Genomic DNA, 26,019 nt, shown 5'->3' on the forward strand with positions numbered 1-26,019 from the left:
AAACGACGGGCGCCGAGAGGGAAACAGGGAGGCATCACATGGCTATTTCACGCCGTGACGTTTTGTTGGGCAGCGCCGGTGCATTGGGCGCCGCATCATTTTCCTTCCCGGCGCCTGCCATCGCACAGTCGGAACCGATCAAGATCGGCTGTCTCGCGGCGATCACCGGTCCGAGCTCGGCGCCGACCGTCGGCTTCAATCGCGGCGTCAACTTCGCGGTCGACGCCATCAACGGCGCCGGCGGGGTGAAGGGCCGCAAGATCGAGCTCGTGATGCGCGACACCCAGGGCGATCCGACCAAGGCGGTGAACGCCACGCAGGAGCTGATCAGCCAGGCCAAGGTGCACGCAATCTGGGGTCCGCTGAACTCGGGCGAGGCGCTGGCGACGACGCCGATCATGGCGCGCGCCAAGATGCCCGACCTGCACCCTTGCGTCGTCGAGACCCTGATCGACCCGGTCAAGTTCCCCAACGCGTTCCGCATCGCGCCGTCGAACAACCAATGGGACGATGCCGTGCGCAATTACTGTCTCAAGATCCTCAAGGTGAAGAAGGTCGCGGTGATCGGCGACACCACCGGCTATGGCGTCACCGCGGTCGGCGCTTCCGTCGCGGCGTTCAAGAAGGATGGCGCGGAGGTAGCCTATCAGGCCAATATCGACGCCACGCAGCCCGACATGACGCCGGACATGCTGCGCACCAAGAATGCCGGCGCGGAAGCGATCGTGGTGTGGAGCGTCTCGACCGGTATGGAGGCGCGCATGTTCAACACCCGCGCCGCGATGAACTGGGACGTGCCTTTCGTCGGTCATCCCTCGATGGCGTCGGGCGAGCTTGCGAGCCTGGTCGCCAAGCCGGAGAACTGGAAGAAGGTCTACGCGATCGGCTACAAGAGCTGCAGCTATGACGGCGCCGGCAAGCTGCCGCCGAAGAGCGCGGACCTGGTCGCGCGCCTGACCAAGGCCAACATCGCGCTGAACGACACGCTGTTGTGGTGGGTCGCAGGCGGCATCGATTGCATCGAGCTGATCGCCAAGGCGGTCGCCGAAAGCGGCTCGACCGACAGCGCCGGCATCATCAAGTACTGGAACACGCTGTCGACCTATCCTGGCTATTTCGGCAATTACCGCTTCTCGCCGACCGAGCACAACGGCTACCTGACCGAAGAGATCGTGATGTCGGAAGCCTCTACCGCCAAGGACGGCACCTTCGCGCTGGCGCCGGGGTATACATAGAAGGGCGAGGGCGCAGCCGATGCTGGCCTCGATCCTTGCATCCGGTCTCGCGGCGGGCGCGATCTACGCGCTCGTCGGCGTCACCTACAACACGATGTTCTCGACCTCGCGGGTGATGAGCTTCACCGCCGGCCAGCTGGCGATGCTGGGCGGCGTGTTTGGCTCGATGTTCACGCTGAAGCTCGGCCTGCCCATTGCCGTCGGCTTCGTGCTGACGCTGCTCTGCTGCGCGGTGATCGGAATCATCACGGAATTCGTCGCGGTGCGGCCGGTGCTCAAGAGCCTCGACCAGCATCTCTACGTGCTCTCGACCCTCGCGGTCGCGCTGATGATCCAGCAAATCACCGCGATCAAATGGGGCACCGAGCCGCAGCCGTTCCCGCGCATCGCGGGATTCGGCGAGGGCGTTTGGGACGAGAAATTCTGGCTGCCGGTCCTCGCCTGCGCCGTCACCATCATCGGCCTTGAATATCTCTACCGCCGCACCCTGGTCGGCCGCGCGTTCCTTGCCATCGCCGAGGATAATTTTGCGGCGCGGGCGCTCGGCCTGCCGGAGTGCAATCTGCGCGTCGCGAGCTACGCGCTCGCCGGCGTGGTCGGCGGCATCGCCGGGTTTTCCGGCGGGCAGTTGCTGCTGGCCTTCTTCGCCAACGGCGCGCTGCTCAACTTCTACGGCTTCGTGCCGGTGGCGCTGGGCGGGCTCGGCAATAACAGAGGCGCGATCATCGGCGGGCTGGCGCTCGGCCTGTTCCAGCAGGCGGCGAACTTCCTGGTCGGCGGCATCTTCTCCTCGGTCGCGGTGTTCACGCTGTTCATCGTGGTGCTGCTCGCCGCGCCGCAAGGGCTGTTCGGCGCCTCGACCGCGCGGAGAGTGTGATGACGTCGGTCGTGGCCACGCCGTCCCGAACCGACAGCGGCGTGTGGCGCGCCGCGCTGCCGCACGTCCTGCCGTTCCTCGGCATTCTGGTGGCGGCGGTGCTGCTGCCGTTCGTCAGCAACGATTACTGGGTGCTGATCGGTACCCGCATGGCGATCTACTGGGTGCTGGTGTCGGGCCTCAATCTGGTGGTCGGCTTCGCCGGTCACCTTGCGATCGGCTATGTCGCGCTGCTGACGCTCGGCGCCTACACGACGAGCGTGCTGGTTGCCGGCAACGTGATGCCGGCGCTTCCGGTATTCGTCGCCTTGCCGATCGCCGGCCTGATCGGCGCGATCTTCGGCGTGGTGGTCGGTCTGCCGGCGCTGCGCCTGCGTACCTTCTACTTCGCCATGTCGACGCTTGGCTTTGCGACCATCGTGACCCAGATTGCGCTGGCCTGGCAGAGCGTGACCGGCGGCGGCATCGGCATTGCAGGTCCCGAATTCCCGCCGCCGTTCAATACGCCGTGGGGCTTCTACGCCCTCTGCATCGCCTTCGCCGCGCTGACCACCTGGATGAGCGCCAATGTCGCGCGCAGCCGGTTCGGCCGCGCGCTGATCGCGGTGCGCGACGCCGAGGTCGCCGCTGAGGCCAGCGGCATCTCCAAGCCGAAAATGCTGATCGCGATCTTCCTGTTCGCCGGCGCGCTGGCGGCGATCGCCGGCGGATTGTTCGCGACCCTGCAGACCTACATCACGCCCGATGCGTTCACTTTCGATCTCTCGGTGCTGTTCTTCATCGCGATCCTGATCGGCGGCCGCGGCTCGATCCTCGGGCCCATGCTCGGCACCATCATCCTGACCATCCTGCCCGAGATCGCGGCGCCACTCGCGGCGTGGTCGACCTTCCTCTACGCGGTGCTGCTGCTCGTGATCGTGCTGGTGATGCCCGGTGGCATCGCGGCGCTGCTCGATTTCCGCAACCGCCGGCCGCTCGCCAGCAACCGCGCCATCGTTCCGCGTCCCGCTGCACTCGCCGACATCGTGCGCCGCAGGGACGGCGGCAAGACGCTGCAGCTGCGCGGCATCGCGCTGAGCTTCGGCAATGTGAAGGCGATCGATGGTCTCGATCTCGATATTGCGCCCGGCGCGATCCACGGGCTGATCGGACCGAACGGCAGCGGCAAGACCACGACGCTCAACGTGATCTCGGGCTATTATGCCGCCAAAGCCGGCACCATGACGCTTGGCGGCGAAGTCCTGGCCGCGGGCCAGCCGGTCAAGCGCGCCGCGTGCGGCATCGCGCGCACCTTCCAGACGCCGCGGGTGATCGGCGAAGCCTCGGTGCTAGAGAACGTCATGATCGGCGGCTCGATCGAGGGCCGTGCCAATTTCGTCGAGGCGATACTCGCACTGCCGCGCAACGGCGCCGACGAGCGTCTGCTCGCGGCCAAGGCGTACGCACTGCTCGGCGTCGTCGGCCTCGAGGCGCTCGCCGACATACGCGCCGATCGCCTGCAGCACAGCGAACTGCGCTTCATCGAGATCGCGCGGGCGCTGATGCTCGATCCGGACTTCCTGCTGCTCGACGAGCCCGCCGCGGGTCTCTCCAATGACGAGATCGAGCGGCTTGCCAGCCTGATCAAGGCGGTCTGCGGCCGCGGTACCGGTGTGCTGCTGGTCGAGCACCATGCCGATCTGATCTTCGATATCTGCCACGAGGTCACCGTGCTCAATCTGGGCCGGACGCTGGCGGCGGGAACCCCGGCGGAGATCCGCGTCCACAAGGAGGTCGTCAGTGCCTATCTCGGCGGCTGAACCGTTGCTCGCGGTCAATGGGCTGCAGTCCGGCTATGGCAAGATCCGTGTGCTGCACGGCATCGACATCACGATTGGCGCCGGCGAGGTCGTGGCGCTGCTCGGGCCCAACGGGGCCGGCAAGACCACGCTGCTGCGCGCGATGTCCGGACTGTTGCCCGTCACTGCCGGACAGGTCCGGTTCGGCGACCGCGACATGACCAACGCCACGCCGCGCGATGCCGCGCGTGCCGGGCTGGTGCATGTGATCGAGGGACATCGCGTGTTCACGCAGATCTCGGTGACCGACAATTTGCTGCTTGCCGGCTATGACCTGCCGCGCGCCGAGCGCGCCGTGCGCATCGAGGAGGCATTGGCGTTCTTTCCCGAAATCGCCGAGAAGCGGCATGAACGCGGCGGCGCGCTGTCGGGCGGGCAGCAGCAGATGCTGACGGTGGCGCAGGGCCTGGTCCGCCGGCCGCGGCTGTTGATGCTCGACGAGCCGTCCGCCGGACTGTCGCCGGTGCTGGTCGATCGCGTCCTCAACGTCATCGGCCGGCTGCGCGAGCAGGGCACCTCCGTGCTGCTGGTCGAGCAGCTCTTGGAGAAGGCACTCGCCTGTGCCGATCGCGTCTACGCGCTGGTGCAGGGTGCGATCGCGCTGGAGGCGCCGACCGGAGAGAGCGACCTCGCGCATCGGCTCGAGCGTGCCTATTTCGGCCATGAGAGCCACGCGTTGCAGACCTAGCCAATGCAACCTGTGTGCTCGACGCCAACGGCCACGCAACTTGTGATCGGATGCGGCGTCGACTGCCGTTGTGGCGCAATCTGCACGTGCGCCATAAAATGACACGACAGGTGCAGGCGGCTTTGCTAAGCTTCACAGCGATGCCCGATTGTGATCATTGTCGCGTTGTTTTTAAGACTTGTTGCGGTTGCCTGCGTCTGCAGCTCTCTTCAAGAGGCCTACGATGCAATGTTTGCGTTGCGGTTGTCAGAACAGGGCGACCAATGAGTATTGCGAAGGGTGCGGGGCCTCTCTCGGAATTACGTGTGAAGCTTGCGGCCACCTGAACGGATCAAGCAGCCGCTTTTGCGGAAAGTGTGGCGCTGCGTTGGCGACGGCGATTGACGCGACCCGGGTTCAGCCGTCGCACGAGCATGCCCTGAGGAGCCTGCATGCCAAGGGCGGGGAGCGGAAGCGCCTCACGATCCTTTTCGCTGATATCAGCAACTCGACGGGCATCATCGATAGCCTCGGAGATCCCGAACTGGGCATGCGGCGCTTGCAGCCGGTGCTCGACCTGATGAACGAGGCGGTTCACCGCTACGGCGGCGTCGTCAACAAGGCCCAAGGCGACGGCGTCATGGCGATGTTCGGCGCCCCGCAGCCTCATGAGGATCACGCCGTTCGGGGCTGTCTCGCGGCGTTGGCGATGCAGGATGACGTCAAGCGGCTGCATGACGTCGATATGCAAATCCGCGTCGGCGTCCACACCGGTGAGGTCGTCTTCCAGGCCATCGAGCACGGCATCTATCAAACCTATGATGCCGCGGGCGCGAACGTGCACCTCGCCAGTCGACTGGAGCACCTTGCCGAGCCCGGCACCATTCTGGTCTCGAGGGAAACCTACGCTGTCGCGAAGCAGTTCGTGGAGGTGGAGTCGCTTGGCGAGCAGGCCATTCGGGGGCTCGCGGCTCCCGTCGAGGTGCTCAGGCTGAGGGGCCTTCAGCATGCGCCGTCGAGCGGTGTGTTCCGGACCGGACGACGGTTGAGTCCCTTGACCGGCCGCGCCGACGAGTTTGCGGCGCTGACAGCTGAACTCGAGAACACCCGCAAGGGAGATGGCCGGGTGATCGGTGTCGTCGGCGAAGCCGGCATTGGAAAGAGTCGCCTTTGCTTCGAATTTGCCGAGAGTTGTCGCAGCAAGGGCATCCGCGTCTTCGAGGCGCGTGTGCTCGCGCACGGCCGCGCAACGCCGTTTCAGCCGGTGCTGGCGCTGCTTCGGGATATTTTCGGCCTTCGCATCAAGGAGGAAGCGCCGGACGTTTCGCGCCGCCGTATCTTCGACCGGCTGGCGGCGATGCCGGTCTCCGATCATCTGGCACCCGTGCTGCTGGAATTCCTCGGTCTGGCGGACCCGCACCAGCCCGCGCCGAAACTGGATCCCAAGGCCCGCAAGGCCCAATTGCTCGATTTCGTCGGCGAACTGGTACGCGCCGCACCTCGTGACAATGTGACGGTCGTCCTGATCGACGATCTGCACTGGATCGATCCGGCGAGCGAGGAGTTTGTCGAGGCCCTTGCCGACGCCGTGGTCGGAACCACGACGATGCTGCTGGTCAATTTCAGGGCCGGATTGAGCGCGCCGCTGATGCAGCGGTCGCATTATCGGCAGATCAACATGGCGCCGCTTGGGCCCGCGGAGGCGCAATCGATCTTGCGCGATCATTTTGGTACCGACCCGTCGCTGGCGCTGTTGAGCCGGAACATCGTCGAGCGCGCGCACGGCAATCCGTTCTTCCTGGAAGAGCTCATGAGCGCCCTCGTCGAGCGCGGCGACTTCGAGGGCGAGAAGGGCGCGTACCGGCTGAAGGGCGGCATCGACACAATCCCGCTTCCGACGACCGTGCAAGCAGTGGTCGCGGCGCGCATCGATCGCCTCGACGAACACGCAAAAAGAGCCCTCGAGGTCGCTTCGGTTGCCGGGCGCGAGATTTCGTTGTCGGTTCTCGATGCCGTTGCCGGACTGGCGAAGGCCGAGCTGCTGGAAGCCGTGGGACATTTGCGACGCGCCGAATTGCTCTACGACGTGCCTCCCTTCGAGCAGCGGCTGATCGCGTTTCGTCATCCGCTGATCCAGGAAGTCGCTTATCTGTCGCTGTTGCACGAGCGGCGCCGCGAGCTTCACGCGGCCGTCGCGCAGGCGATCGAGAAGCTGTTCAAGGATCGCGCCGAGGAACGGGCGTCGCTTCTCGCCTACCATTGGGAGCATGCCGGCGAACATTTGAAGGCGGCGCAGCAGCACATGCGTGCGGCGGTCTGGGTCGGCGCGAACGATCCCAGTCAGGCCTTGCGGAGCTGGAAGAAGGTGCGTGAACTGCTGACGCACCAGCCTCCGTCGCAAATGACCGACTATCTGAAGATGATGGCCTGTGGCCAGATCGTGAATTTCGGCTGGCGCGAGGGAATTTCCGCCGCCGATGCGCAGGTCTATTTCGAGGAAGCCCGCGGCCTCGCGCTCGCGATGGGGGACCTGCGCGCCAACACGCTGATTCACGCTGCCTACGGCCGGATTTTGGCGAATGGCGGCTCGGCCGACGAATATGTCGAGCGGGTGCTGGAAGCCAAGGCGCTTGCCGACACCGGCACCGACACCAGCGTCCAGGTCACGCTGAAGGCCATTCTCTGTCATGCGCTCCGGCTCTCGGGGCGGATGTCGGAGGCGCTGCAGATGAACTTGGAGGCGGCCGCGCGCGCCTCGGAGATCGTGAAGTCGGACCGGGAGACGCTTGGATTCGACGTCGAGGTCTGGTTGACCGCCATGCGCGGGCAGACGCTCGTGATGCTAGGGCGCGGGTCCGAGGCCCGGCCACTGCTCGATCGCGTGCTGCAACTGGATGGCAGCCAGGTCGATGCCATTCACTATGTCATTCCGAGCCTCGCCTATGTCGACCTCGCCTGGTCCGAAGGCGACGTCGGACTGGCCCAGCACCACGCCGATCGCGCCTTCTTGCTCGCGGTCAAAAGCGGCAATCCATATTTGCGCGTCTACGCCCAGGCCAGCCGCGGCCTGTCCCATATGGTGGCAGGTCGGATCACATCATCGATCGAGGACCTGACGGCCGCGCTCGACTTCGCGCGAACCCGCAAGGCCGGCCTCGAAAACGAAGCACGGATTCTCGCCGATCTGGCGAACGCGTATCGGCAGAAGGGAGATGCGGCGGCGGCGTTGTCCGCCGTCGACGAGGCGATTGCGGTTGCGGTCAAGCGGCACGCGCGCATTCCGGAATGCCTTGCCCGATCGGTTCGCGCCGATCTGCTGTTGCGCTCCGGGCGCAGCGATGAGGCCGAGGAGGGCACGAAGGAACTGGACCGCGCGACCGCGCTGCTTCACGAGACCGGCGCGATGATCTTCGCGCCCTTTGTCGGTGGCGCGGGAAAGACGGTCAAAGCGAGTCGAAGTTCGAACGAAGCCAATAATATTTGAATTGCGAGTGAATTTGTTCTGATCCCATTCGGATGATCTCATGTTGTTCGCGAATATGACGGGCGAACCGGTCGGCAAAGGAAGCGCCCGCACGCGCAGGGACGCGCTCCTTTGCGACATCCTTGCCGATTTCAGGCGTGCGTTTCCCGATCTGCTTTTCGAACTCGACGAAGGCAGCGCAACCGTCAATGCCCAGGCCTTCATTCGTGGCAACGACCGCGTCGTGCGGATCTATGGCGGACTGGCTTACCACGCGGCGATGAACGCCGATGGCCTGGTCTTCGCCGTGCTTCACGAAGTCGGACACCATCTGTCGAAAGGCGGCCGGCTCGCCGCCAATTCCGAGCTCGGTTGCGAGTGCGCGGCGGACCGCTGGATTCTCGCCAAGGGCGCAGCCCGGCTACGCAAGCAGACCGGGCGCACGCTCTCGATTGAGCGCGCGGTATCGAGCATCGAGCAGTTGACTGCGCTTGCCGCTTGCGGCCTGAGAGCTCGCAAGCGCGGTCCAAGCGTGTGCTGGGCCGATCATTGGCCGAGGCGCAAACATGTACTGGTTCGACCGGAGGCCGCGCCGGCAATTCCGCGGTGCTATCTGTCCGAGTTCTTACGACTGAATCAAATTGCACAAAGGGAGACGACAAATGGGTGCGCTACTTCCCGTCGGCAGCGGTCCCGATGCTGAAATCGTGGACCGGTTGAATGAGCTCTTCAGCGGCAAGGATCTGGCTACTCTTCGCAAGCACAACAAGAAAGAAAAGCTGTTTGATCCGAGCCACAGGTTGCGGCGCGTGGCGTTCCGCATCGGTGCCTATCCGAGCAAGGACTACGGGAAGGATGATGCCAAGCGGAAATGGTTCTTCTTTCTCCACCATGTGCTGCCTCAGGAGACGCAAGAGGCGATCAAGAAGATCCTGGGCGACGCGATGACCCGAACCGCGATCAAGGCGGTGAAGTTCTCGGTCGAGGAAAACAGCGTGGTGACCCATCCGCATCTGTTTCCGAGCAACAACGAGCCGCTCGCGAACTACCTGAATGGGGCCGGTACCGCCTATCTTGTCCATCTGGTCGTGCAAGGGCCGATGGATGACAGCGCCGAAGATCCGCCCGGCGACAACGACCCGGACAGCGGTGAACAGCCGATCGCCTGGCCCGAGCTTTCGCTCCGCAGGCCAACGTTCAGGCGCACCAAATCAGGCGGCGGGAAGCGCGCCGGCAAGAAGAAGGTCGTTGGCAAGAAGAAGGCAGCCAAAAAGTCGGCCAAGCGTCCGCGCAAGCGTTGACGAGGCGGTCACGGCGGTTGATTGTGGCGGCAAGGGTCGACGGATGCGTCGGCCCTTCTGTCTCCAGGTCGTCCTGAATCTGGCTGGTGGCAGCGCCTGCTGCCGGCTGCCCAAGTGTCCGCTACGGCGCCGGTCCAGCCTGTTCCGTTGCGGATGGAATGCTGCGTCCGATGCGACTTCCCTTTTTCTACGGCTGGATCATCGTCGCGGTGACCTTCGTCACCATGGCGATCGGCGTCAACGCGCGTACGGCGTTCTCGCTGTTCTATCCGCCGATCATCTCGGAATTCGGCTGGGAGCGCGGCATCACGGCGGGCGCCTTCTCGTTCGGCTTTGTCGCCTCGGCGATCGCAAGTCCGCTGATCGGCCGGTTGATGGACCGCGGCGGTCCGCGCGCGGTGATGGAGCTTGGCGTGCTCTTGATGGGCTCGGGCCTGCTGCTGGCGCCGCTGACGACGCAGCCCTGGCACCTCTATCTCACGATCGGCGTGCTGGTCGGCGCTGGCAGCGTCTGCCTCGGCTATTCCGGACAATCGTTGTTCGTGCCGAACTGGTTCCTCCGCCGCCGCGGACTTGCGATCGGGCTCGCCTTCGCGGGCGTCGGCATCGGCTCGGTGACGCTGCTGCCGTGGGTGCAGCACATGATCGAGCACACCGGCTGGCGCACCGCCTGCACCGCAATGGGGATCGTGGTGCTGGTCGTGCTGGCGCCGATCAATCTCTTGCTGCACAAGCGGCCGGAGGACATCGGCCTGCAGCCCGACGGCGATGCCGCGCCGACGGCGACGTCAGCCAGGCCGGCATCGAATATCGTCGACCCCGTGTGGGCCGGCACCGACTGGACGCTGTCGCGTGCGCTGCGCACCGCGCGGTTCTGGTGGATCGCGATCGGTTATTTCTGCGGCCTGTACATCTGGTACGCGGTGCAGGTGCATCAGACCAAATTCCTGCTCGACATCGGCTTCAGCTCCAGCGTCAGCGTCTGGGCGCTTGGCGTCGTCAGCCTGCTCGGCATTCCCGGCCAGATCTGGCTCGGGCATCTCTCCGATCGGATCGGCCGCGAATGGGTGTGGGCGATCTCCTGCTTCGGCTTCGTGATCTGCTTCGCCGCGCTCGCCGCCTTGAAATACTGGCCCAACATGACGCTGATCTATCTCATGGTCTTCACCCAGGGCGCGCTTGGTTATGGCCTGACATCCGTGATGGGACCGGTCGTGCTGGAGATCTTCCAGGGCAAGCATTACGGCAGCATCTTCGGCACCGTGATGCTGGCTGCGCTCGCCGGCGGCGCTGCAGGCCCCTGGATCACCGGCCAGCTCTATGATCTCTCGGGCAGCTATACCAGCGCCTTCCTGCTCGGGATCGCCGTCAGCCTGCTGTCGGCATTTGCGATCTGGCAGGCCGCGCCCCGCAAGGTCCGCGCCGTCGCCGGACAGATGCACAAGGCCGCAAGCGCGGCCTGACGCATCAGGCCGACGAAACGCCGATGGCGCGCTGCAGGTCGGTGATCGCGCGCAGGCAGCTGTCGGCGGGGGTGGTTTCCGGATCGATCAGGCGGTGCAGGCGGAAACCATCTTCCAGCGCCAGCACGATCGCTCCGGTCCAATCCGGATCGAGTCTGCCGTTCCGGCCGCTGTTCTTCTGCGCAGTCGTGACAATGTCGGCGATCAGCTTGCGCCGCGCGCGCAGACGTTTGGCGAGCTCGGGCCGGCGCTTCTCGGCGCGCGCCACGAACAGGATCATCTCCATGTGCAGGAGAGGGGAGCGGCCGAGCGGATCCTGCCGGCTGCGATCCATGGTGCGCAGCGCCTCGAGGAAGTCGGCCAGGTTGCTGTGCCGGGCGAGCAAGTCGAGATTGCGCCGGATCGATTGCTCGACGTGATCCTCGAGCATCGCGAAGATCAGCTCGTCCTTGCTCTTGAAGTTCGAATAGAAGGCGCCGCGGGTGAAGCCCGCCGCGGCCGCGATCGCCTCGATGCTGGCGCCGCCGATGCCCTGTTCCTCGAACACCCGCGCCGCAGCCTCGAACAGCTTCTCGCAGGTGTCGTCCCGTGTCGGTCTGGTTCGAACCCTTGACATCGGCGCATTTTAGGGCAGAATGCAACTCGATACAAGAGTGTATCGAGTTGCATTCGACAGAACCAGAACAGCCGCATCCGTGATGATGCGGTCTTGAGGATGACACCAGGGCACGCCAGCCTTTTAGGCATCGGCGTAGCGAGCGAACGAGGTCACCATGAACGAGCAAGTTCAGCCGGCGAGCGGCGAGCCGCTTTTCAATCCACTGGCGCCTGAATTCATTCGCAATCCCTATCCGTATTACGAGCGGCTGCGCCGCCTCGATCCGATGCATGTCAATGTGCACGGCGCTTTCGTCGCCAGCCGGCACGCCGAGGCGAGCCTCGTGCTGCGCGACAAGCGGTTCGGCAAGGATTTTGCCGAGCGCTCGATCCGCCGCTACGGTCCGAAGATCATGGACGAGCCGGTCTTCCGCAGCATGAGCCACTGGATGCTGCAGCAGGATCCGCCCGACCACACCCGCCTGCGTGGCCTTGTCGTCAAGGCTTTCACCGCGCGGCGGGTCGAGGACATGCGGCCGCGCATCCAGCACGTCGTCGACGAGACGTTCGACCGCATCATTCCGCAAGGCAAGATGGACCTGATCGAGGATTTCGCGTTCCGCCTGCCGGTCACCATCATCTGCGACATGCTCGGCATCCCCGAGGAACATCGCGAGGCCTTCTACAACGGTTCGCGCGATGGCGGCCGCATCCTCGAGCCGGTGCCGCTGACGCCCGAGGAAATCAAGCAGGGCAACGCCGCCAATGCGATGGCGGCGATGTATTTCCATCAGCTGTTCGAGCTGCGCCGCAAGCAGCCCGGCGACGACCTCACCACCCAGCTGGTGCAGGCCGAAGAGGACGGCCAGAAGCTCACCAACGAGGAACTGACCGGCAACATCATCCTGCTGTTCGGCGCCGGCCACGAGACGACCGTGAACCTGATCGGCAACGGCCTGCTGGCGCTGTTCCGCAACCCGGACCAACTCGCGCTGCTGAAGGCCAATCCCGGCCTGATCACCAACGCGATCGAGGAGTTTCTGCGTTACGATTCCTCGGTGCAGCTGACCGGCCGTGTCGCGCTGGAGGATATCGACGATCTCGGTGGCAAGCGCATCCCGAAGGGCGAGAGCGTGCTGTGCCTCCTGGGCTCGGCCAATCACGACGAGACTGTCTACCCCGACCACCCCGAAAGGCTCGACATCCGGCGGCCGAACGTCAAGCCGCTGTCGTTCGGCGGAGGCATCCATTTCTGTCTCGGCGCCCAGCTGGCGCGGATCGAGGCCGAGATCGCGATCTCGACACTGCTGCGCCGAATTCCCGACCTGCGGCTCGATGACGCGGAAAATCCGGAGTGGCGCCCGACCTTCGTGCTGCGCGGGCTGAAGCGGCTGCCGGCGAGCTGGTGACGTTCCCGCGGGCAGCGATCCGCGGCGAGGCCGGCACACGCACGCTTGAACGGGAAATCAACCATCTGTCCAGAGTCCCAGCAGTAAACCGGCTGTGACTTCGCCGTACTTGTCTCTATATTTGGGTTGCTCCGGCCAGAGGTTGGCAAAGGGTTCAGCATGAGGAGGCTGCCCCGGAGCTGGCTCAAAGGGAGACACCGTGCAGACGACGCTGCTCGGCCTGGCAATTGCCTTCATTCTTGCACTGGTCGCGGCGCTGGTCGGTCCATATTTCGTTGACTGGAACCAGTTCCGGCCGCAGTTCGAGGCGGAGGCGTCCAAGATCATCGGCGTGCCGATTCGCGTCGCCGGCAATCTCGACGCGCGTCTGCTGCCGGCACCCTCGCTGCGGTTGAAGACGGTCACCGTCGGCGGCGCCAACGACCTCGGCAAGATTCGGGCTGCCAATCTCGACGTCGAACTCAGCCTGAGCTCGCTGATGCGCGGCGAGTGGCGCGCGAACGAGCTCACCATCAACGGCGTGTCGCTCGATCTCGGGCTGGACCCGAAAGGGCGGATCGACTGGTCGCCGTCGAGCGGGAGCTTCAACCTCGCTTCGCTGGCGATCGACCGGCTCAACCTGACCGGCCGCATCGCGCTGCATGATGCAGCGAGCCGCAGCACGCTCGAGCTCAACGACATTGCCTTCAGTGGCGACGTCCGCTCGCTTGCCGGCGCGATCCGGGGTGACGGCAATTTCATGTTCGACGGCAACCGCTACCCGTTTCGGGTCTCCTCGGGGCAGAGCGCCGATGGCAGCGGCACTCGCCTGCACTTCAGCATCGATCCCGGGCAGCGGCCGGTGTCGGCCGATCTCGACGGCATCCTGACATTCGAGGCCCGCGCGCCGCGGTTCGAGGGCACGCTGACGCTGGCGGGTGCGCCCGGTCAGCGCGGCGGCGATGCGCCGCCATGGCGGATCGCGGCCAAGGTGAAATCGGATTATTCGGCGGCGCGGCTCGACCAGATCGACGTGAGCTATGGCGCCGAGGACCGTGCGCTGAAGCTCGCCGGCAATGGCGATCTGCGTTTCGGTGCGTCGCCGCTGCTGCGCGCCTCGCTTACGGCGCGGCAGCTCGACGGCGACAAGTTCGCCGCCAAGGATAGCAGCAATGGCAATGTCGAGCCGGTCCGCGTGCTGCCGGCGATGCGCGCGGTGTTGTCGGGTCTTCCGCAAAGCCCGATACCGGCGCAGGTGGAGCTGGCATCCGAGCAGATCATGCTCGGCGGCCGTCCATTGCAGGACATCTCGGCGGAGCTGCGATCGGATGCGAAATCATGGACGGTGCGCCGGCTGGAATTTCGCGCGCCGGGATCCACGCGGGTCTCGATGAGCGGTGCCAGCGCGCAAGCTGGAGCGGCGAACAGCTTCAAGACCGCGCTCAACATCGAATCGTCCGATCCCGACGCGCTGATGACCTGGCTGCAGGGGCGCGGCGACGCCACCTATCGCAGCCAGAGGCCGCTGCGTTTGCGCGGCGACGTCATGGTGTCACCATCGGGCTTTTCGATCGATGCGATGAAGGCGGAGATCGAAAGCGGCACGCTCGAGGGCCGCGTCGCGGTTACGTACCGCGAGGCAACCAGCGGCTCGAAGGTCGAGGCGCAGTTGAAGGCGGATCGGCTCGATCTCGACGCGACCGCGGCATTGATCCGCTCGCTGGCCGGTCCGCAAGGCGAATGGCCCGACGAGGCGCAGCTGTCGCTCGACGTCGGGCGCGCGGTCTCTTCCGGGCAGGAATTGCGGCCGCTGCTGGCGAAGGTCGCCTATAGCCCGAAGAATGTCGTGCTCGAGCGCGTCAAGATCGGCCAGCCCGACAACGTCACGCTCGACGGCAGCGGCAATTTCGACCGCGCCAATTCGACCGGCAAGCTCGCGGTCGACGCGACCGCCGCGTCGCTTGGCCGGCTGACCGCTGTGGTTCAGCCGTTCGCGCCGGCGCTGGCCGCGCGGCTTGGCGTGCTCCGCGCGGATGCCGGCCCGGTTCGCGCCAGGCTCGCGCTCGACCTCGGCAAGGGCAAGGCTGCCGACCGCGTCAGCGCGCGCGCGACGCTCGATCTCGACACGCCGCAGCTCAAGGGCAATACGGTGATTTCGGCGACGCCACAGGTGGCCGCGATCCGTGCGCTGGACTTCGATGCACTTCGCCGCCACGAGGTTGCAGCGGAGACGAAATTCTCGGCAGGCGATGGCAACGCTTTGCTGGCGCTGCTTGGGCTTGACCATGCGGTCGCAGCCGGTGCCGGTTCGACGCAATTCGAGGGCACGGCGATCGGCGCGTGGGGCGCGCCGTTGCGGCTGAAGGCAAGGCTCTGGGGCGCAGGGCTCGACGCGGATGCCGAAGGGACCGCGGAGCCTTGGACCAAGGACGGGGCCAACGCGGGCAAATCGAGCATCAGCCTCCGCGTCCGCAGCGCCGACATCAGTCCGCTGCTCAATCTGAAGCCAGCCGATCCGGTCGCAAACATCCGCCTGTCGTCGAAGCTGACGCTCGCGGGCGACAAGCTGACCTTCGACGATCTCGACAGCATCGTCGCCGGTTCACGGCTGCGCGGTCATCTGGCGCTGACGCTCGCCGATCAGAAAAGCGTCGACGGCGAAGTCGGTCTCGATCAGATCACGCTGGCGCCGATTTTCGCGGCCGCGATCGGCGCGGCCGGTCACGATGCGACGGAGCCGCTCGGCCAGGGCCTCACAAGCGCCTGGCGCGGCAAGGTCACGTTCGAAGCGCTGCATGGCCTGCTGCCGGGTGGCGCCGAACTGCAGCCGGTCAGCGGCACCATCAGGTCGGACGGGCAATCGCTGACCTTCGACGGCATCAAGGGCAAGCTCGGCGGTGGCGAGGCGACCGCCACCATCGATGCGCGACAGGGCGCCAACGGACTTGCGCTCAGCGCCAATGTGCAGCTGTCCGGCATCGACAGTTCAGCCTTGCGCTACCGCAGTCTCGCGATGCCCAAGGGGCGCGCTTCGATGCAGATGACGTTGTTGACGCAGGGCCGCAGCGCCTCGGCGTTGACCGGCGCGCTGTCCGGCAGCGGCACCGTGACGCTGGAGGGGCTGAGCCTTCCGGGCCTCGATCCGCGCGCCTTCGAGGTTGCGATCCGCGCCAGCGATTCCGGGCAGGCGACCGACGACACGCGGCTGCGGCAGATCGTCGAACCGGTGCTCGCGAGCGGCGCGCTGTCGATTGCTTCGGCGCAAATCCCCTTCAACATCCGCGACGGCCGTCTCCGGGTCGGCGCCACCACGCTCGCGGCGAACGGCGCCAATGCGATCGTATCCGGCGGCTACGACATTCCGGCCGACCAGGCCGACATCCGCGCCGCCCTGGCATCGACGCAGGTCGGCACGGCCAACAGCCGACCGGAAATCCAGCTGCTTGCCGTTGGCACGCCCGACGGATTGTCGCGCAGCATCGACATTGCGGCGCTGTCGTCGTGGCTTGCGGTGCGCGCGATCGACCGGGAGACCAAGCGGCTCGACGCCATCGAGCGCGGCGAACCGGCGCCGCCGCCGACCGAAACGGCGCTTCCGCATCCGGCCGAGCCGGCGCCGGATGCATCCAACCCGAATTCGGCAGGCGTGCCTTCCGCCAACTTGCCGGGGCCTGGTCCTGATCCGCGCCGCGTGCCGGCGAAGCCGAAGATCGTTGCGCCGCGGCCGCCGACTGTCCCGCCGGCCGCCACCGCGCCCGCCATTGCGCCGCCCGCGTCGCTTGCGAGCCAGCCGCAGCTGGCGCCGCTGCCGCCGCCGATCGAGGTCAAGCCGGCGCCCGGCGCGGCCAGGCCAAAGCCGCTGCGGCCCCCGCTGTCGCTGACGCCGCAGGTCGCCAATCCACCGCAGCGGCCGGCGATGCAGAACTAAACGCGCTTTCAAGCGAAGTGGGCACCGGTTCGCGTCAAGACAGCGCGTCAAACGAAGCGCTGGCTCATGATCGGTGCTGGAGAATATTGATCAGCTTGCCGAAGGGATCGCGGACGAAGAAGCGCCGCACGCCCCACGGCTCGTCCGCCGGTCCGTATTCGATCGCGATGCAGGCTGCCTTCATTCGGCGCAGGGCCTCGTCGAGATCGTCAACCTCAATGGAGAGATCAGGCACCGGCGTGCCGGAGCCACCTTCGGAAGCGAAGCTGATTTGAGCCTGCATTGTTTCGGATGAGCCATAAGTCGCAACCCAACCGAAATCCATCAGGGGCTCGAGGCCAAGCACGTCGCGATAAAACGACTTCGCTGCCGCTGTGTCCGGTGCGGCAACGTTCGCGACGATCCGATTGACCTTCATGCTGAGCCCGCGCAGCGGAACGACCGTCTACTGGTGGCGACGGTCGGAGACGGCCGTCAGGCCTGCTGACGCGTGTCAACCTGTTGCGGCCTGACATCCGTGGGCACCGCCGGCGTGGCGCGCGAGCGGAAGTAGTCGAGCACGAACAGCCGGATCGCGGAGGACAAATTGCCCTGCTGACGGTTGTTGTCGATCTCGCCGACCAACTCCGACAGCGTCATGTTCCGCAGACCGGAAATCTCCTTCATGCCATTCCAGAAGGCTTCTTCGAGGCTGACGCTGGTCTTGTGTCCGGCGACGACAATCGAGCGCTTGACGACGGGAGACTTCATGATGCGTCTCCATTTTCGATGCGGTGCTGATCGAGCACACGCGCGTTGCGCTCGCCGAGGAATTCGTCACGCGCTCGTTCGGATTTGGTGCGACCGAATAGCGCACGATTGGCTTCGGCCTGCTTCGCTGCTTGTTCGCGCTCACCGCGCTTCTTGAATCGTTTCAAGTTGACCACGTCGCCCATGCTCGTCGTCCTCATCGTCCCCAGAGCGGAATTGGTGATGCATCGTGACGAAAGCAAGAGCAACTGCGCTACGCGCCCGGCTCGATATCCATCCCGAATCCCCGTTTGATGCTCTGATAGCATCAAAGAATCCGTTTCGCTCTGCGAAAACTAGACGTCTGTACCATGCGCCAGCGCAGAGCTCATAGGTAACGCGCCTTAGTCTTTAGGCGTTATGATCCATAATTATATCACGCGCGCTGACCGTAATTATCCGGACAATGCGCGCTTCGCTTTAGCCCGGGTGTGTCATTTTGTCCGGCTGCACGAGGCGATCAAATTCATCCGCGGAAACAAATCCGAGCCGCAAAGCCTCTTCCTTCAGCGTCGTTCCGCGCGCATGCGCCGACTTGGCGACCTTGGCTGCGTTGTCGTAACCGATCTTCGGTGCGAGTGCGGTGACCAGCATCAGCGAGCGCTGCATCAGTTCGTTGATGCGCTTTTCGTCGGCGCGTATTCCGACAACGCAATGCTCGGTAAATGAGCGGACAACGTCAGACAGCAACTGAATGGAATTTATCATACAGTATGCCAACACAGGCTTGTACACGTTCAACTCGAAATGGCCCTGGCTGCCGGCGACGGTGATCGTGGTCTGATTGCCGAACACCTGGCAGCAGACCATGGTCATGGCTTCGCACTGGGTCGGGTTGACCTTGCCCGGCATGATCGACGAGCCCGGCTCGTTCTCGGGCAGGATCAACTCGCCGAGGCCCGAGCGCGGGCCCGAGCCGAGCAAGCGGATATCGTTGGCGATCTTGAACAGGCCGGTCGCCACCGAGTTGATCGCGCCGTGCACCAGCACATAGGCGTCGTTGGAAGCCAGCGCCTCGAACTTGTTGGCCGCGCTGGTGAACGGCAGCTTGGTGATCTTGGCGACGTGGCGCGCGAAGGTTTTCGCAAATCGCGGCTTCGAGTTGAGGCCGGTGCCGACGGCGGTGCCGCCCTGCGCGAGCGGAAACAGATCTTTCACCGCGACGCGCAGCCGCGCGATGCCGCTCTCGACCTGCGCGGCGTAGCCGGAGAATTCCTGGCCGAGCGTCAGCGGCGTCGCATCCTGGGTGTGGGTGCGCCCGATCTTGACGATCTTGGCAAACGCCTTCTCCTTGTTGCGCAACGCGCGATGCAGTTCGGTGAGTGCCGGAATCAGATCGGCGACGATGCGGCTCGCTGCGGCGATATGCATCGCGGTCGGAAACGAGTCGTTCGACGACTGACTCATGTTGACGTGATCGTTCGGATGAATCGGCTTCTTGGCGCCAAGCTCGCCGCCGAGCATCTGGTTGGCGCGGTTGGCGATCACCTCGTTCACGTTCATGTTGCTCTGCGTGCCCGAACCGGTCTGCCAGACCACCAGCGGGAAATTGTCGTCGAGCTTGCCTTCGATTACTTCCTTGGCTGCGCGGATGATGGCGCCGGCGCGGCGCGCATCGAGCTGGCCGAGCTCGCGATTGGTCTCCGCGGCCGCAAGCTTCACGATGCCGAGTGCATGGACGATCGCGATCGGCATGCGGTCGTGGCCGATCTTGAAATTCTGCCGCGAGCGTTCGGTCTGCGCGCCCCAATAGCGGTCGGCGGGAACGTCGATCGGACCGAAGCTGTCGGTCTCGCTGCGGGTCTTTGCCTTGGAGGGGATCGTCGATCGAGCCATCATGCTTTCCGTGGATGCTTGCCGTTGCGTCATCAAAACGTGGCCCGGCGCGGCAACGCGACAGCGTCCGCGTGAAGGGCACGTTCATGCAGAAGGTAGGCCGCGATGACGATTTGTCATCCCGATCCCGGCAAGCATCCTACAAGGTCGAGGCGTGATCTGCGCTTAGATTATTTCTTGCGGAAGCGGTCCAGCCGCACGACCTCGGCGCCTTCGCTGGGCTTCGCGGGCTCCTGCTCGGTCTCGGCGCTCTCGGTCTCGGCCGCTGCGTGGGCCGCAGGGGCGGGCAGGGGAGAGGCCGGTGCGGTGGCGGGAGGGGCTTCTTCGGACAATGCGTCCGAGACATCGAAGCGCAAATCGAACGGCGCGGACGGATCGAGGAAGCGCGTCACCGCGGCGAACGGCACGGTCAGCCGCTCGGGAATCCCGCCGAACGACAGGCCGACCTCGAAGCGATCCTCGGTCACCACCAGATCCCAGAACTGGTGCTGCAGGATGATGGTCATCTCCTCCGGATACTGCGCGAGCAGCCGGGGCGACAGCTTCACGCCGTCGCCGTGCGACAGGAAGGTGATGTAGAAATGATGCTCGCCCGGCAGGCCATGCTCGGCGGCGTCGGACAGCACCCGGCGCAGCACCCCGCGCAGCGCATCGCGCGCCAGCACGTCATATCGGATGTGATCGGTCGCCATGGTGATCCTGTCGCTTCGAAAATGCCCGCCGGGGCGGCGCCGGACCGTCCGACTCGCCCTTTTGCCATGCTACCCCGCCGGGAGCCGGAAATCAGCAGGGCTGGCCGCTGAAATGCGCGCGGACGCCCGATTGGGAAACAAGGGATAAAGTGGAGGCTTCTGTTGCCAGGTGCCTCCGAACCCCGCCTAGCGGAGCTTAACCCGCTAGGACTTTAAGATGGTCTTTCAAACTGCGTTACGCAGCCTGAGCAACCGGAGCAAAGTTGTCGTTGGCAACTATTGCATTGGCCCGATGTCGGCGGAACCATACCGAGAAAAAACACGCCCTTTACGCCCTCGTCGATCCTATTTCGCCCCCGCCGAAAGCCACCGCGACGGATGGGTTTTGGTGGAGGCGCCGGGTACCGCCCCCGGGTCCGAATGGTTTATTGCGACGGTCATTTATTTCCATAGCCGGCGAACCGGCACCCCCAATATAGCGGCAAAGTCTTAGAAAAACAGAGCCGATTCAGGTCCTTTCGGCTGTGAAAACCCGCCGATTTGGGGCTGGCCAAGGTCTTGGCGCTGTCCCGGCGCCGTTCTAGGTTTCGTCCATGCCCCCGGAATCTCCGCCGGTTGCCGCCCCGGCGCCGGATGCCCCCGTACCATCGCCGCCCCACCAGCCCGGCCTGCTCGAGCTGTTCCTGGCCTTTGCCAAGATGTCGCTGGCCGGCTTTGGCGGGGTTCTGGTCTGGGCCCGCCGCGCGATCGTCGAGCAGCACCGCTGGATGACCGCGGAGGAGTTCAACGAGACCTTCGCGCTGTGCCATTTCCTGCCAGGTCCGAACATCGTCAACCTGTCGGTCGTATTCGGCTCGCGCTTTCGCGGCATAGCCGGCGGGCTCGCGGCCTTCGCCGGGCTGGTCGGGCCGCCGATGGTGATCGCGACCATCCTTGCCGCGCTCTATGCCCGTTACGGCGACATCGACGTGCTGCGCCGGACGCTCGCCGGCGTCGCCTGCGCCGCGGTCGGGCTGCTGTTCGCCGTCGTCTTCAAGATGATGATGCCGCTCCTGAAGCGGCGCGATGTCACGGGCCTCGTCATTCTGGCTGCTGTTTTCGTCGCGATCGGACTGATCCGCTGGCCGCTCCAGATCGTGCTGCTGGTGGCGATCCCGCTCAGCATTGCGACGACGGTCCTGGCGCGCCGCATGGTGCGGGCATGAGCTCGGAGTCCAACCCGATCGCGGCGCTGGTCTGGACCTTCGGCCTGATGTCGCTGTTTGCGGTCGGCGGCGCCAATTCGGCGATTCCCGAAATGCACCGTGCCGCCGTCGACGTGCATCACTGGCTGACCGACAAGCAGTTCGCCGACGTATTCGCGATCTCGCAGCTCTCGCCGGGGCCGAACGTGCTGATCGTGACCTTGATAGGCTATTCTGTCGCAGGCGTCGCCGGGGCGTTGGCCGCGACGGTGGCGATGTGCGGACCGACCGCGCTGCTTGCCTATTATGTGAGCCGTTTCCTCGATCGCTCGCGCGAGGCGCGCTGGCCGGCGATGATCCAGGCGGCACTGGTTCCGCTGTCGATCGGTCTGATGGCGGCCTCCGGCCTGATCGTGGCGCAGACCTCAGACCAAAGTTGGATCGCGGTCCTGATCACCATTGTCGCGGCCGCGCTTGCTTTTGCGACGCGGATCAACCCTTTGTGGATGTTGCTGGCCGGAGGCCTTTTGGGTTTCGCTGGCGTTATCTGACGAAAATCGCTAGCAAGGCTTTCGGTCAACGCACCACAAACCAAGCCATTCAATCAAAACGGGCGGGACAGCCCTGACGGGGGAAGCGAAGTCATGAGCGATACGCCGAGCGAGGCGCCGGTCAAATCGATCTTGCCGAAATGGGTGCGCGGTCCGCAGGATTTTGTCGGCGGGCTCGCCATGATGGCGGTTGCGCTGTTTGCCTTGTGGGCCTCGAGCGATTTGCAGGGCATGCACGGATTTTCGTTCGGCGCCGGAACCGCGCCGCGCATGTTCGCCGTGCTGCTGCTGTTGCTCGGCGGTGGTGTCGCGCTGATGGGAGTTCTGCAGAATGGCCCGCATATCGCGGCCTATTCCTGGCGCGGCCCGTTGTTCGTATCCGCCGCAATCGTGTTCTTCGCATTGGCGATCCGGCCGCTCGGGCTTGTGGTCTCCGCCTTTGCCGCCTTCATGATCGCGGCGATGGGCTCGCAGGAGACGAAATTGGTCGAGGCCATCATTGTCGGCGCCTGTCTGACCCTCGGCTGCGCGCTGCTTTTCCCCTATGTGCTGGGACTTCCGATGCCGATGTTCCCGCGTTTCCTGATCCAGTGAGGGCGTGATGGAACTGTTTGCCAATCTCGCCCACGGTTTCGCGGTCGCATTCTCGCCGATCAACCTTCTGATGTGCCTGATCGGCGCACTGGTCGGCACGCTGGTCGGCGTGCTGCCGGGCATCGGCACCATCGCCACCGTCGCCATGCTGCTGCCGATCACCTTCGGCCTGCCGCCGGTCGGTGCGCTGATCATGCTCGCCGGCATCTATTACGGCGCGCAATATGGCGGCTCGACCACCTCGATCCTGGTCAATATTCCGGGCGAGGCGACCTCCGTCGTCACCGCGCTTGACGGCCACCAGATGGCCAAGCAGGGCCGCGCCGGTCCGGCTCTGGCGATCGCCGCGATCGGCTCGTTCTTCGCCGGCTGCGTCGCGACCGTGCTGATCGCCGTGCTCGGCGCGCCGCTGACCAAGCTCGCGCTGGCGTTCGGTCCGGCTGAATATTTCTCGCTGATGGTGCTCGGCCTGATCTTCGCGGTGGTGCTCGCCAAGGGCTCGGTGCTGAAGGCGATCGCGATGATCGTGTTCGGCCTGTTGCTGTCGATGGTCGGTTCCGACATCGAGACCGGCGCCTCGCGCATGGCCTTCAACATCCCCGAACTCGCCGACGGTCTCGGCTTTGCCACCGTGGCGATGGGTGTGTTCGGCTTCGCCGAGATCATCCGCAACCTCGACCACGGCGCCGAGATGAACCGCAACCTGGTGCAGCAGAAGATCACCGGTCTGATGCCGACCAGGAAGGACATCGCGGATTCCACGCCTGCGATCCTGCGCGGCACCGTGCTCGGCTCGATCCTCGGCATCCTGCCGGGCGGCGGCGCCGTGATCGCGTCGTTCGCGGCCTATACGCTGGAGAAGAAGCTGGCGAAGGATCCGAAGCGGTTCGGCCGCGGCGCGATCGAGGGCGTGGCGGCGCCGGAAAGCGCCAACAACGCCGCGGCGCAGACCTCGTTCATCCCGCTGCTCACGCTCGGCATCCCGCCGAACGCGGTGATGGCGCTGATGGTCGGCGCGATGACCATCCACGGCATCGTGCCGGGTCCGCAGGTGATGCAGAAGCAGCCCGATCTGGTCTGGGGCATGATCGCCTCGATGTGGATCGGCAATCTGATGCTGATCATCATCAACCTGCCGTTGGTGGGCATCTGGGTCCGTCTGCTGCGCGTGCCGTACCGCCTGATGTTCCCCTCGATCGTGGTGTTCTGCGCGATCGGCATCTACTCGGTGAACAACGCGCCGGTCGACGTCGTGCTCGCCGGCGTGTTCGGCCTGGTCGGCTATTGGCTGATCAAGCACGATTTCGAGCCGGCACCGCTGCTGCTCGGCATGGTGCTGGGCCCGCTGATGGAGGAGAACCTGCGTCGCGCGCTGTTGATCTCGCGCGGCGACTGGAGCGTGTTCGTCTCGCGGCCGCTGTCGGCGGTGCTGCTGGCGATCGCGGCCGGTCTCCTGGTGCTTGCCGTGCTGCCGACCTTGCGTGCCAAGCGCGACGAAGTGTTCGTGGAATCCGAGGGCTGAGCGAGCCGTCGGCCCTGCGTCGGCGCGCCGCAGGCGGAAGTCGAATCGACACTCGATGTCGTCCCGTGAAATGAAAATGCCGGCCGATTTGGCCGGCATTTTTATTGGTCAAACGATCACCGGGAGGAATTGAGATGATGTCCATTCGCTCGCTTGCGGGCGCATGCCTTTCGGCATTTGTCGCGCTCGGCGCATTCGCCGTACCGGCGTCTGCGCAAAATTATCCGACCCGCACCATCACCATGATCGTGCCGTTCGCAGCCGGCGGCCCGACCGACGTCATTTCGCGCATCGTCACCGCGCACATGGCGCAGACGCTGGGACAGAGCATCGTCATCGAGAACGTGGTCGGCGCCGGCGGCACCACCGCGACGACGCGCGCCGCACGTGCCGCCAATGACGGCTATACGTTGATCACAGGGCATATGGGCACGCACGCTGCCTCCGTGCCGCTCTATCCGAAGCTTGCCTACCACCCGGAAAGGGATTTCGAGCCCGTCGCGCTGCTCGCCGGCACGCCGATCCTGATCCTTGCCCGCAAGGACTTTCCGCCGAAGGACCTCAAGGAATTCGTCGCCTACGTGAAGGCCAATGCCGAGAAGGTCAACGCCGCGCATGCCGGCATCGGTTCGGTCTCGCACGCCTCCTGCGAGCTCCTGAACTCGATCCTCGGCATCAAGCCGGTCGGCGTGCCCTTCAACGGCACCGGCCCGGCCATGAATGCGCTGGTCGCCGGCCAGGTCGACTACATGTGCGACCAGATCGTCAACGCGGTGCCGCAGATCAACGCCGGCACCATTAAGGCCTATGCGGTCGCGACCCCCGAGCGCAACCCGTCGCTGCCCAATGTGCCGACCACGACGGAAGCCGGCTTGCCGGCCTTCCAGGCCCAGGCCTGGAATGCGATTTTCGCGCCGAAGGGAACTTCGCCCGCCATCATCGCCACGTTGAATGCCGCGGCCATCAAGGCGCTCGACGATGAGAATGTCCGCAAGCGCCTGCTCGACCTCGGCAGCGTGATCCCGGCACCCGCCAACCGTACGCCGGAGGCGCTCGCGACCCTCGTCAAGAACGAGATCGCGAAGTGGACGCCGGTGCTCAAGCCGGCAACTTAATCCAGTACAATCAAGTGGATAGGATAGGGGCGGGACGCGAGTTCCGCCCCTTGTCGTTTGGCGCGGAGTGCTCACTTTTCAGGGTATAATCGGTGTGTTCAGCCGAATCAGCGTGCCGACCGGCGGCCTTGGTCGCTACATTGGCCGTTCTCTCGAAAGCCCGAAACAGACGCCATGAACCAGTATCACGACCTGCTCGAACGCATCCTCGCCGACGGCGCCGAGAAGCACGACCGCACCGGCACCGGGACGCTGTCGATCTTCGGTCATCAGATGCGTTTCAACCTCGCGGCCGGCTTCCCGATGCTGACCACCAAGCGGCTGCCGCTGAAGGCGATCGTGCACGAGCTGCTCTGGTTCCTCGCCGGCGACACCAACATCAAATATCTCAACGACAACGGCGTCACGATCTGGGACGAATGGGCCGACGCCAACGGAGACCTCGGTCCGGTGTACGGCTCGCAATGGCGGTCGTGGCCCGCGCCGGATGGCCGTAGCATCGACCAGATCGCTGGCGTGGTCGAGATGATCAAGCGCAATCCGGATTCGCGGCGGCTGATCGTCAGCGCCTGGAATCCGGCCGAGGTCGACAAGATGGCGCTGCCGCCGTGCCATTGCCTGTTCCAGTTCTATGTCGCGAACGGCAAATTGTCCTGTCAGCTCTATCAGCGCTCGGGCGACGTCTTCCTCGGCGTGCCCTTCAATATCGCCTCCTATGCGTTGCTCACCATGATGGTCGCGCAGGTGACCGGGCTCAAGCCCGGCGATTTCGTGCACTCGCTCGGCGACGCGCACCTCTACTCGAACCATCTCGAGCAGGCGCGCCTGCAACTGACGCGGCCGACGCGGCCGTTGCCGACGATGGTGATCAATCCGGACGTGAAGGATATCTTCGAGTTCCGCTACGAGGACTTCAAACTCGAAGGTTACGACCCGCATCCGCACATCAAGGCCGAGGTGGCGGTATAAGTTGCGGTCC

The 26,019-nt window shown here is 65.0% G+C and carries 22 protein-coding genes and 1 other RNA gene; 16 read left to right on the forward strand and 7 right to left on the reverse strand.

Annotation, left to right across the window (positions count from 1 at the left end; genetic code table 11):
- The first annotated feature begins 38 nt into the window (after positions 1 to 38).
- From ACVIYL_RS20875 to ACVIYL_RS20910, 8 genes are all read left to right on the forward strand, one after another.
- Positions 39 to 1,235 (forward strand): ABC transporter substrate-binding protein, encoded by a 1,197-nt coding sequence (locus ACVIYL_RS20875; protein ID WP_253607585.1) that lies wholly within the window; start codon positions 39 to 41, stop codon positions 1,233 to 1,235.
- Positions 1,236 to 1,254: 19 nt separating this feature from the next.
- On the forward strand, positions 1,255 to 2,112 hold the full coding sequence (locus tag ACVIYL_RS20880) for a branched-chain amino acid ABC transporter permease (RefSeq protein ID WP_310880660.1): 858 nt from the start codon (positions 1,255 to 1,257) through the stop codon (positions 2,110 to 2,112).
- The gene (locus tag ACVIYL_RS20885; protein ID WP_310880659.1) at positions 2,112 to 3,911 is read left to right on the forward strand and encodes a branched-chain amino acid ABC transporter ATP-binding protein/permease; all 1,800 of its coding nucleotides are present in this window, start codon (positions 2,112 to 2,114) and stop codon (positions 3,909 to 3,911) included. Before ACVIYL_RS20880 ends, ACVIYL_RS20885 begins: the two co-directional genes overlap by 1 nt.
- Positions 3,892 to 4,638 carry an ABC transporter ATP-binding protein gene (locus ACVIYL_RS20890; protein WP_456779581.1) on the forward strand — a complete coding sequence of 249 codons (747 nt, stop codon included), beginning with the start codon at positions 3,892 to 3,894 and terminating at the stop codon, positions 4,636 to 4,638. The genes ACVIYL_RS20885 and ACVIYL_RS20890 overlap by 20 nt, the downstream gene beginning before the upstream one ends.
- Before the next feature lie 223 nt (positions 4,639 to 4,861).
- Positions 4,862 to 8,101, forward strand: a complete 3,240-nt coding sequence (locus tag ACVIYL_RS20895) for an AAA family ATPase (RefSeq protein ID WP_456779582.1) — start codon at positions 4,862 to 4,864, stop codon at positions 8,099 to 8,101.
- Positions 8,102 to 8,141: 40 nt separating this feature from the next.
- Complete coding sequence (locus ACVIYL_RS20900) at positions 8,142 to 8,783, forward strand: hypothetical protein (protein ID WP_310880656.1); 642 nt, start codon at positions 8,142 to 8,144, stop codon at positions 8,781 to 8,783.
- Positions 8,743 to 9,381 (forward strand): hypothetical protein, encoded by a 639-nt coding sequence (locus tag ACVIYL_RS20905; RefSeq protein ID WP_253607591.1) that lies wholly within the window; start codon positions 8,743 to 8,745, stop codon positions 9,379 to 9,381. Before ACVIYL_RS20900 ends, ACVIYL_RS20905 begins: the two co-directional genes overlap by 41 nt.
- Positions 9,382 to 9,551: 170 nt before the next feature.
- Complete coding sequence (locus tag ACVIYL_RS20910; RefSeq protein ID WP_456779583.1) at positions 9,552 to 10,844, forward strand: MFS transporter; 1,293 nt, start codon at positions 9,552 to 9,554, stop codon at positions 10,842 to 10,844.
- Between the two features lie 4 nt (positions 10,845 to 10,848).
- Here the strand turns inward: ACVIYL_RS20910 and ACVIYL_RS20915 are convergent, their stop codons facing one another.
- The gene (locus ACVIYL_RS20915; RefSeq protein WP_028342330.1) at positions 10,849 to 11,460 is read right to left on the reverse strand and encodes a TetR/AcrR family transcriptional regulator; all 612 of its coding nucleotides are present in this window, start codon (positions 11,458 to 11,460) and stop codon (positions 10,849 to 10,851) included.
- A gap of 157 nt (positions 11,461 to 11,617) precedes the next feature.
- Between ACVIYL_RS20915 and ACVIYL_RS20920 the strand changes: the two genes are divergently transcribed.
- Entirely contained in the window at positions 11,618 to 12,850 is a 1,233-nt protein-coding gene (locus tag ACVIYL_RS20920; RefSeq protein WP_456779584.1) for a cytochrome P450, read from the forward strand.
- A gap of 199 nt (positions 12,851 to 13,049) precedes the next feature.
- Positions 13,050 to 16,757 (forward strand): AsmA family protein, encoded by a 3,708-nt coding sequence (locus ACVIYL_RS20925; protein ID WP_456779585.1) that lies wholly within the window; start codon positions 13,050 to 13,052, stop codon positions 16,755 to 16,757.
- A gap of 64 nt (positions 16,758 to 16,821) precedes the next feature.
- On the opposite strand, the gene ACVIYL_RS20930 is transcribed toward ACVIYL_RS20925, so the two are convergent.
- The 6 genes from ACVIYL_RS20930 to ssrA all read right to left on the reverse strand — a co-directional run bounded on the left by ACVIYL_RS20930 (position 16,822) and on the right by ssrA (position 20,578).
- Positions 16,822 to 17,175 (reverse strand): VOC family protein, encoded by a 354-nt coding sequence (locus tag ACVIYL_RS20930; RefSeq protein ID WP_076824248.1) that lies wholly within the window; start codon positions 17,173 to 17,175, stop codon positions 16,822 to 16,824.
- Between the two features lie 56 nt (positions 17,176 to 17,231).
- Positions 17,232 to 17,507 (reverse strand): ribbon-helix-helix domain-containing protein, encoded by a 276-nt coding sequence (locus tag ACVIYL_RS20935; RefSeq protein ID WP_024580116.1) that lies wholly within the window; start codon positions 17,505 to 17,507, stop codon positions 17,232 to 17,234.
- A complete protein-coding gene (locus tag ACVIYL_RS20940) occupies positions 17,504 to 17,692 on the reverse strand; it encodes a DUF4169 family protein (protein WP_016841076.1) in 189 nt (62 codons plus the stop codon). The genes ACVIYL_RS20935 and ACVIYL_RS20940 overlap by 4 nt, the downstream gene beginning before the upstream one ends.
- Positions 17,693 to 17,966: 274 nt before the next feature.
- The gene (gene fumC, locus ACVIYL_RS20945) at positions 17,967 to 19,385 is read right to left on the reverse strand and encodes a class II fumarate hydratase (RefSeq protein ID WP_196238196.1); all 1,419 of its coding nucleotides are present in this window, start codon (positions 19,383 to 19,385) and stop codon (positions 17,967 to 17,969) included.
- Between the two features lie 167 nt (positions 19,386 to 19,552).
- Complete coding sequence (locus ACVIYL_RS20950) at positions 19,553 to 20,074, reverse strand: SspB family protein (protein WP_057015035.1); 522 nt, start codon at positions 20,072 to 20,074, stop codon at positions 19,553 to 19,555.
- 148 nt (positions 20,075 to 20,222) lie between these two features.
- Positions 20,223 to 20,578: a transfer-messenger RNA gene (gene ssrA, locus ACVIYL_RS20955) on the reverse strand.
- 89 nt (positions 20,579 to 20,667) lie between these two features.
- Here ssrA and ACVIYL_RS20960 point away from each other — a divergent pair.
- The 6 genes from ACVIYL_RS20960 (at position 20,668) to ACVIYL_RS20985 (ending at position 26,009) form a co-directional block, all read left to right on the forward strand.
- Positions 20,668 to 21,279 (forward strand): chromate transporter, encoded by a 612-nt coding sequence (locus ACVIYL_RS20960; RefSeq protein WP_310880652.1) that lies wholly within the window; start codon positions 20,668 to 20,670, stop codon positions 21,277 to 21,279.
- Positions 21,276 to 21,809, forward strand: a complete 534-nt coding sequence (locus tag ACVIYL_RS20965) for a chromate transporter (protein WP_076824254.1) — start codon at positions 21,276 to 21,278, stop codon at positions 21,807 to 21,809. Before ACVIYL_RS20960 ends, ACVIYL_RS20965 begins: the two co-directional genes overlap by 4 nt.
- Before the next feature lie 93 nt (positions 21,810 to 21,902).
- Positions 21,903 to 22,403: a tripartite tricarboxylate transporter TctB family protein gene (locus ACVIYL_RS20970; RefSeq protein ID WP_057015038.1), complete on the forward strand. Its 501-nt coding sequence runs from the start codon at positions 21,903 to 21,905 to the stop codon at positions 22,401 to 22,403.
- A gap of 7 nt (positions 22,404 to 22,410) precedes the next feature.
- The gene (locus tag ACVIYL_RS20975) at positions 22,411 to 23,925 is read left to right on the forward strand and encodes a tripartite tricarboxylate transporter permease (protein ID WP_018272999.1); all 1,515 of its coding nucleotides are present in this window, start codon (positions 22,411 to 22,413) and stop codon (positions 23,923 to 23,925) included.
- Between the two features lie 134 nt (positions 23,926 to 24,059).
- Positions 24,060 to 25,040: a tripartite tricarboxylate transporter substrate binding protein BugD gene (locus ACVIYL_RS20980; RefSeq protein ID WP_310880651.1), complete on the forward strand. Its 981-nt coding sequence runs from the start codon at positions 24,060 to 24,062 to the stop codon at positions 25,038 to 25,040.
- Positions 25,041 to 25,214: 174 nt separating this feature from the next.
- On the forward strand, positions 25,215 to 26,009 hold the full coding sequence (locus tag ACVIYL_RS20985; protein WP_310880650.1) for a thymidylate synthase: 795 nt from the start codon (positions 25,215 to 25,217) through the stop codon (positions 26,007 to 26,009).
- The last annotated feature ends 10 nt before the right edge of the window (positions 26,010 to 26,019 follow it).

This window comes from Bradyrhizobium sp. USDA 3315 (genome assembly GCF_054056795.1).

Coding starts and splice junctions, on each gene's coding strand:
- ACVIYL_RS20875 (WP_253607585.1), top strand. CDS start 39: ATGGCTATTTCACGCCGTGACGTTTTGTTGGGCAGCGCCGGTGCATTG.
- ACVIYL_RS20880 (WP_310880660.1), top strand. CDS start 1,255: ATGCTGGCCTCGATCCTTGCATCCGGTCTCGCGGCGGGCGCGATCTAC.
- ACVIYL_RS20885 (WP_310880659.1), top strand. CDS start 2,112: ATGACGTCGGTCGTGGCCACGCCGTCCCGAACCGACAGCGGCGTGTGG.
- ACVIYL_RS20895 (WP_456779582.1), top strand. CDS start 4,862: ATGCAATGTTTGCGTTGCGGTTGTCAGAACAGGGCGACCAATGAGTAT.
- ACVIYL_RS20900 (WP_310880656.1), top strand. CDS start 8,142: ATGTTGTTCGCGAATATGACGGGCGAACCGGTCGGCAAAGGAAGCGCC.
- ACVIYL_RS20905 (WP_253607591.1), top strand. CDS start 8,743: ATGGGTGCGCTACTTCCCGTCGGCAGCGGTCCCGATGCTGAAATCGTG.
- ACVIYL_RS20910 (WP_456779583.1), top strand. CDS start 9,552: ATGCGACTTCCCTTTTTCTACGGCTGGATCATCGTCGCGGTGACCTTC.
- ACVIYL_RS20915 (WP_028342330.1), bottom strand. CDS start 11,460: ATGTCAAGGGTTCGAACCAGACCGACACGGGACGACACCTGCGAGAAG.
- ACVIYL_RS20920 (WP_456779584.1), top strand. CDS start 11,618: ATGAACGAGCAAGTTCAGCCGGCGAGCGGCGAGCCGCTTTTCAATCCA.
- ACVIYL_RS20930 (WP_076824248.1), bottom strand. CDS start 17,175: ATGAAGGTCAATCGGATCGTCGCGAACGTTGCCGCACCGGACACAGCG.
- ACVIYL_RS20935 (WP_024580116.1), bottom strand. CDS start 17,507: ATGAAGTCTCCCGTCGTCAAGCGCTCGATTGTCGTCGCCGGACACAAG.
- ACVIYL_RS20940 (WP_016841076.1), bottom strand. CDS start 17,692: ATGGGCGACGTGGTCAACTTGAAACGATTCAAGAAGCGCGGTGAGCGC.
- fumC (WP_196238196.1), bottom strand. CDS start 19,385: ATGATGGCTCGATCGACGATCCCCTCCAAGGCAAAGACCCGCAGCGAG.
- ACVIYL_RS20950 (WP_057015035.1), bottom strand. CDS start 20,074: ATGGCGACCGATCACATCCGATATGACGTGCTGGCGCGCGATGCGCTG.
- ACVIYL_RS20960 (WP_310880652.1), top strand. CDS start 20,668: ATGCCCCCGGAATCTCCGCCGGTTGCCGCCCCGGCGCCGGATGCCCCC.
- ACVIYL_RS20965 (WP_076824254.1), top strand. CDS start 21,276: ATGAGCTCGGAGTCCAACCCGATCGCGGCGCTGGTCTGGACCTTCGGC.
- ACVIYL_RS20970 (WP_057015038.1), top strand. CDS start 21,903: ATGAGCGATACGCCGAGCGAGGCGCCGGTCAAATCGATCTTGCCGAAA.
- ACVIYL_RS20975 (WP_018272999.1), top strand. CDS start 22,411: ATGGAACTGTTTGCCAATCTCGCCCACGGTTTCGCGGTCGCATTCTCG.
- ACVIYL_RS20980 (WP_310880651.1), top strand. CDS start 24,060: ATGATGTCCATTCGCTCGCTTGCGGGCGCATGCCTTTCGGCATTTGTC.
- ACVIYL_RS20985 (WP_310880650.1), top strand. CDS start 25,215: ATGAACCAGTATCACGACCTGCTCGAACGCATCCTCGCCGACGGCGCC.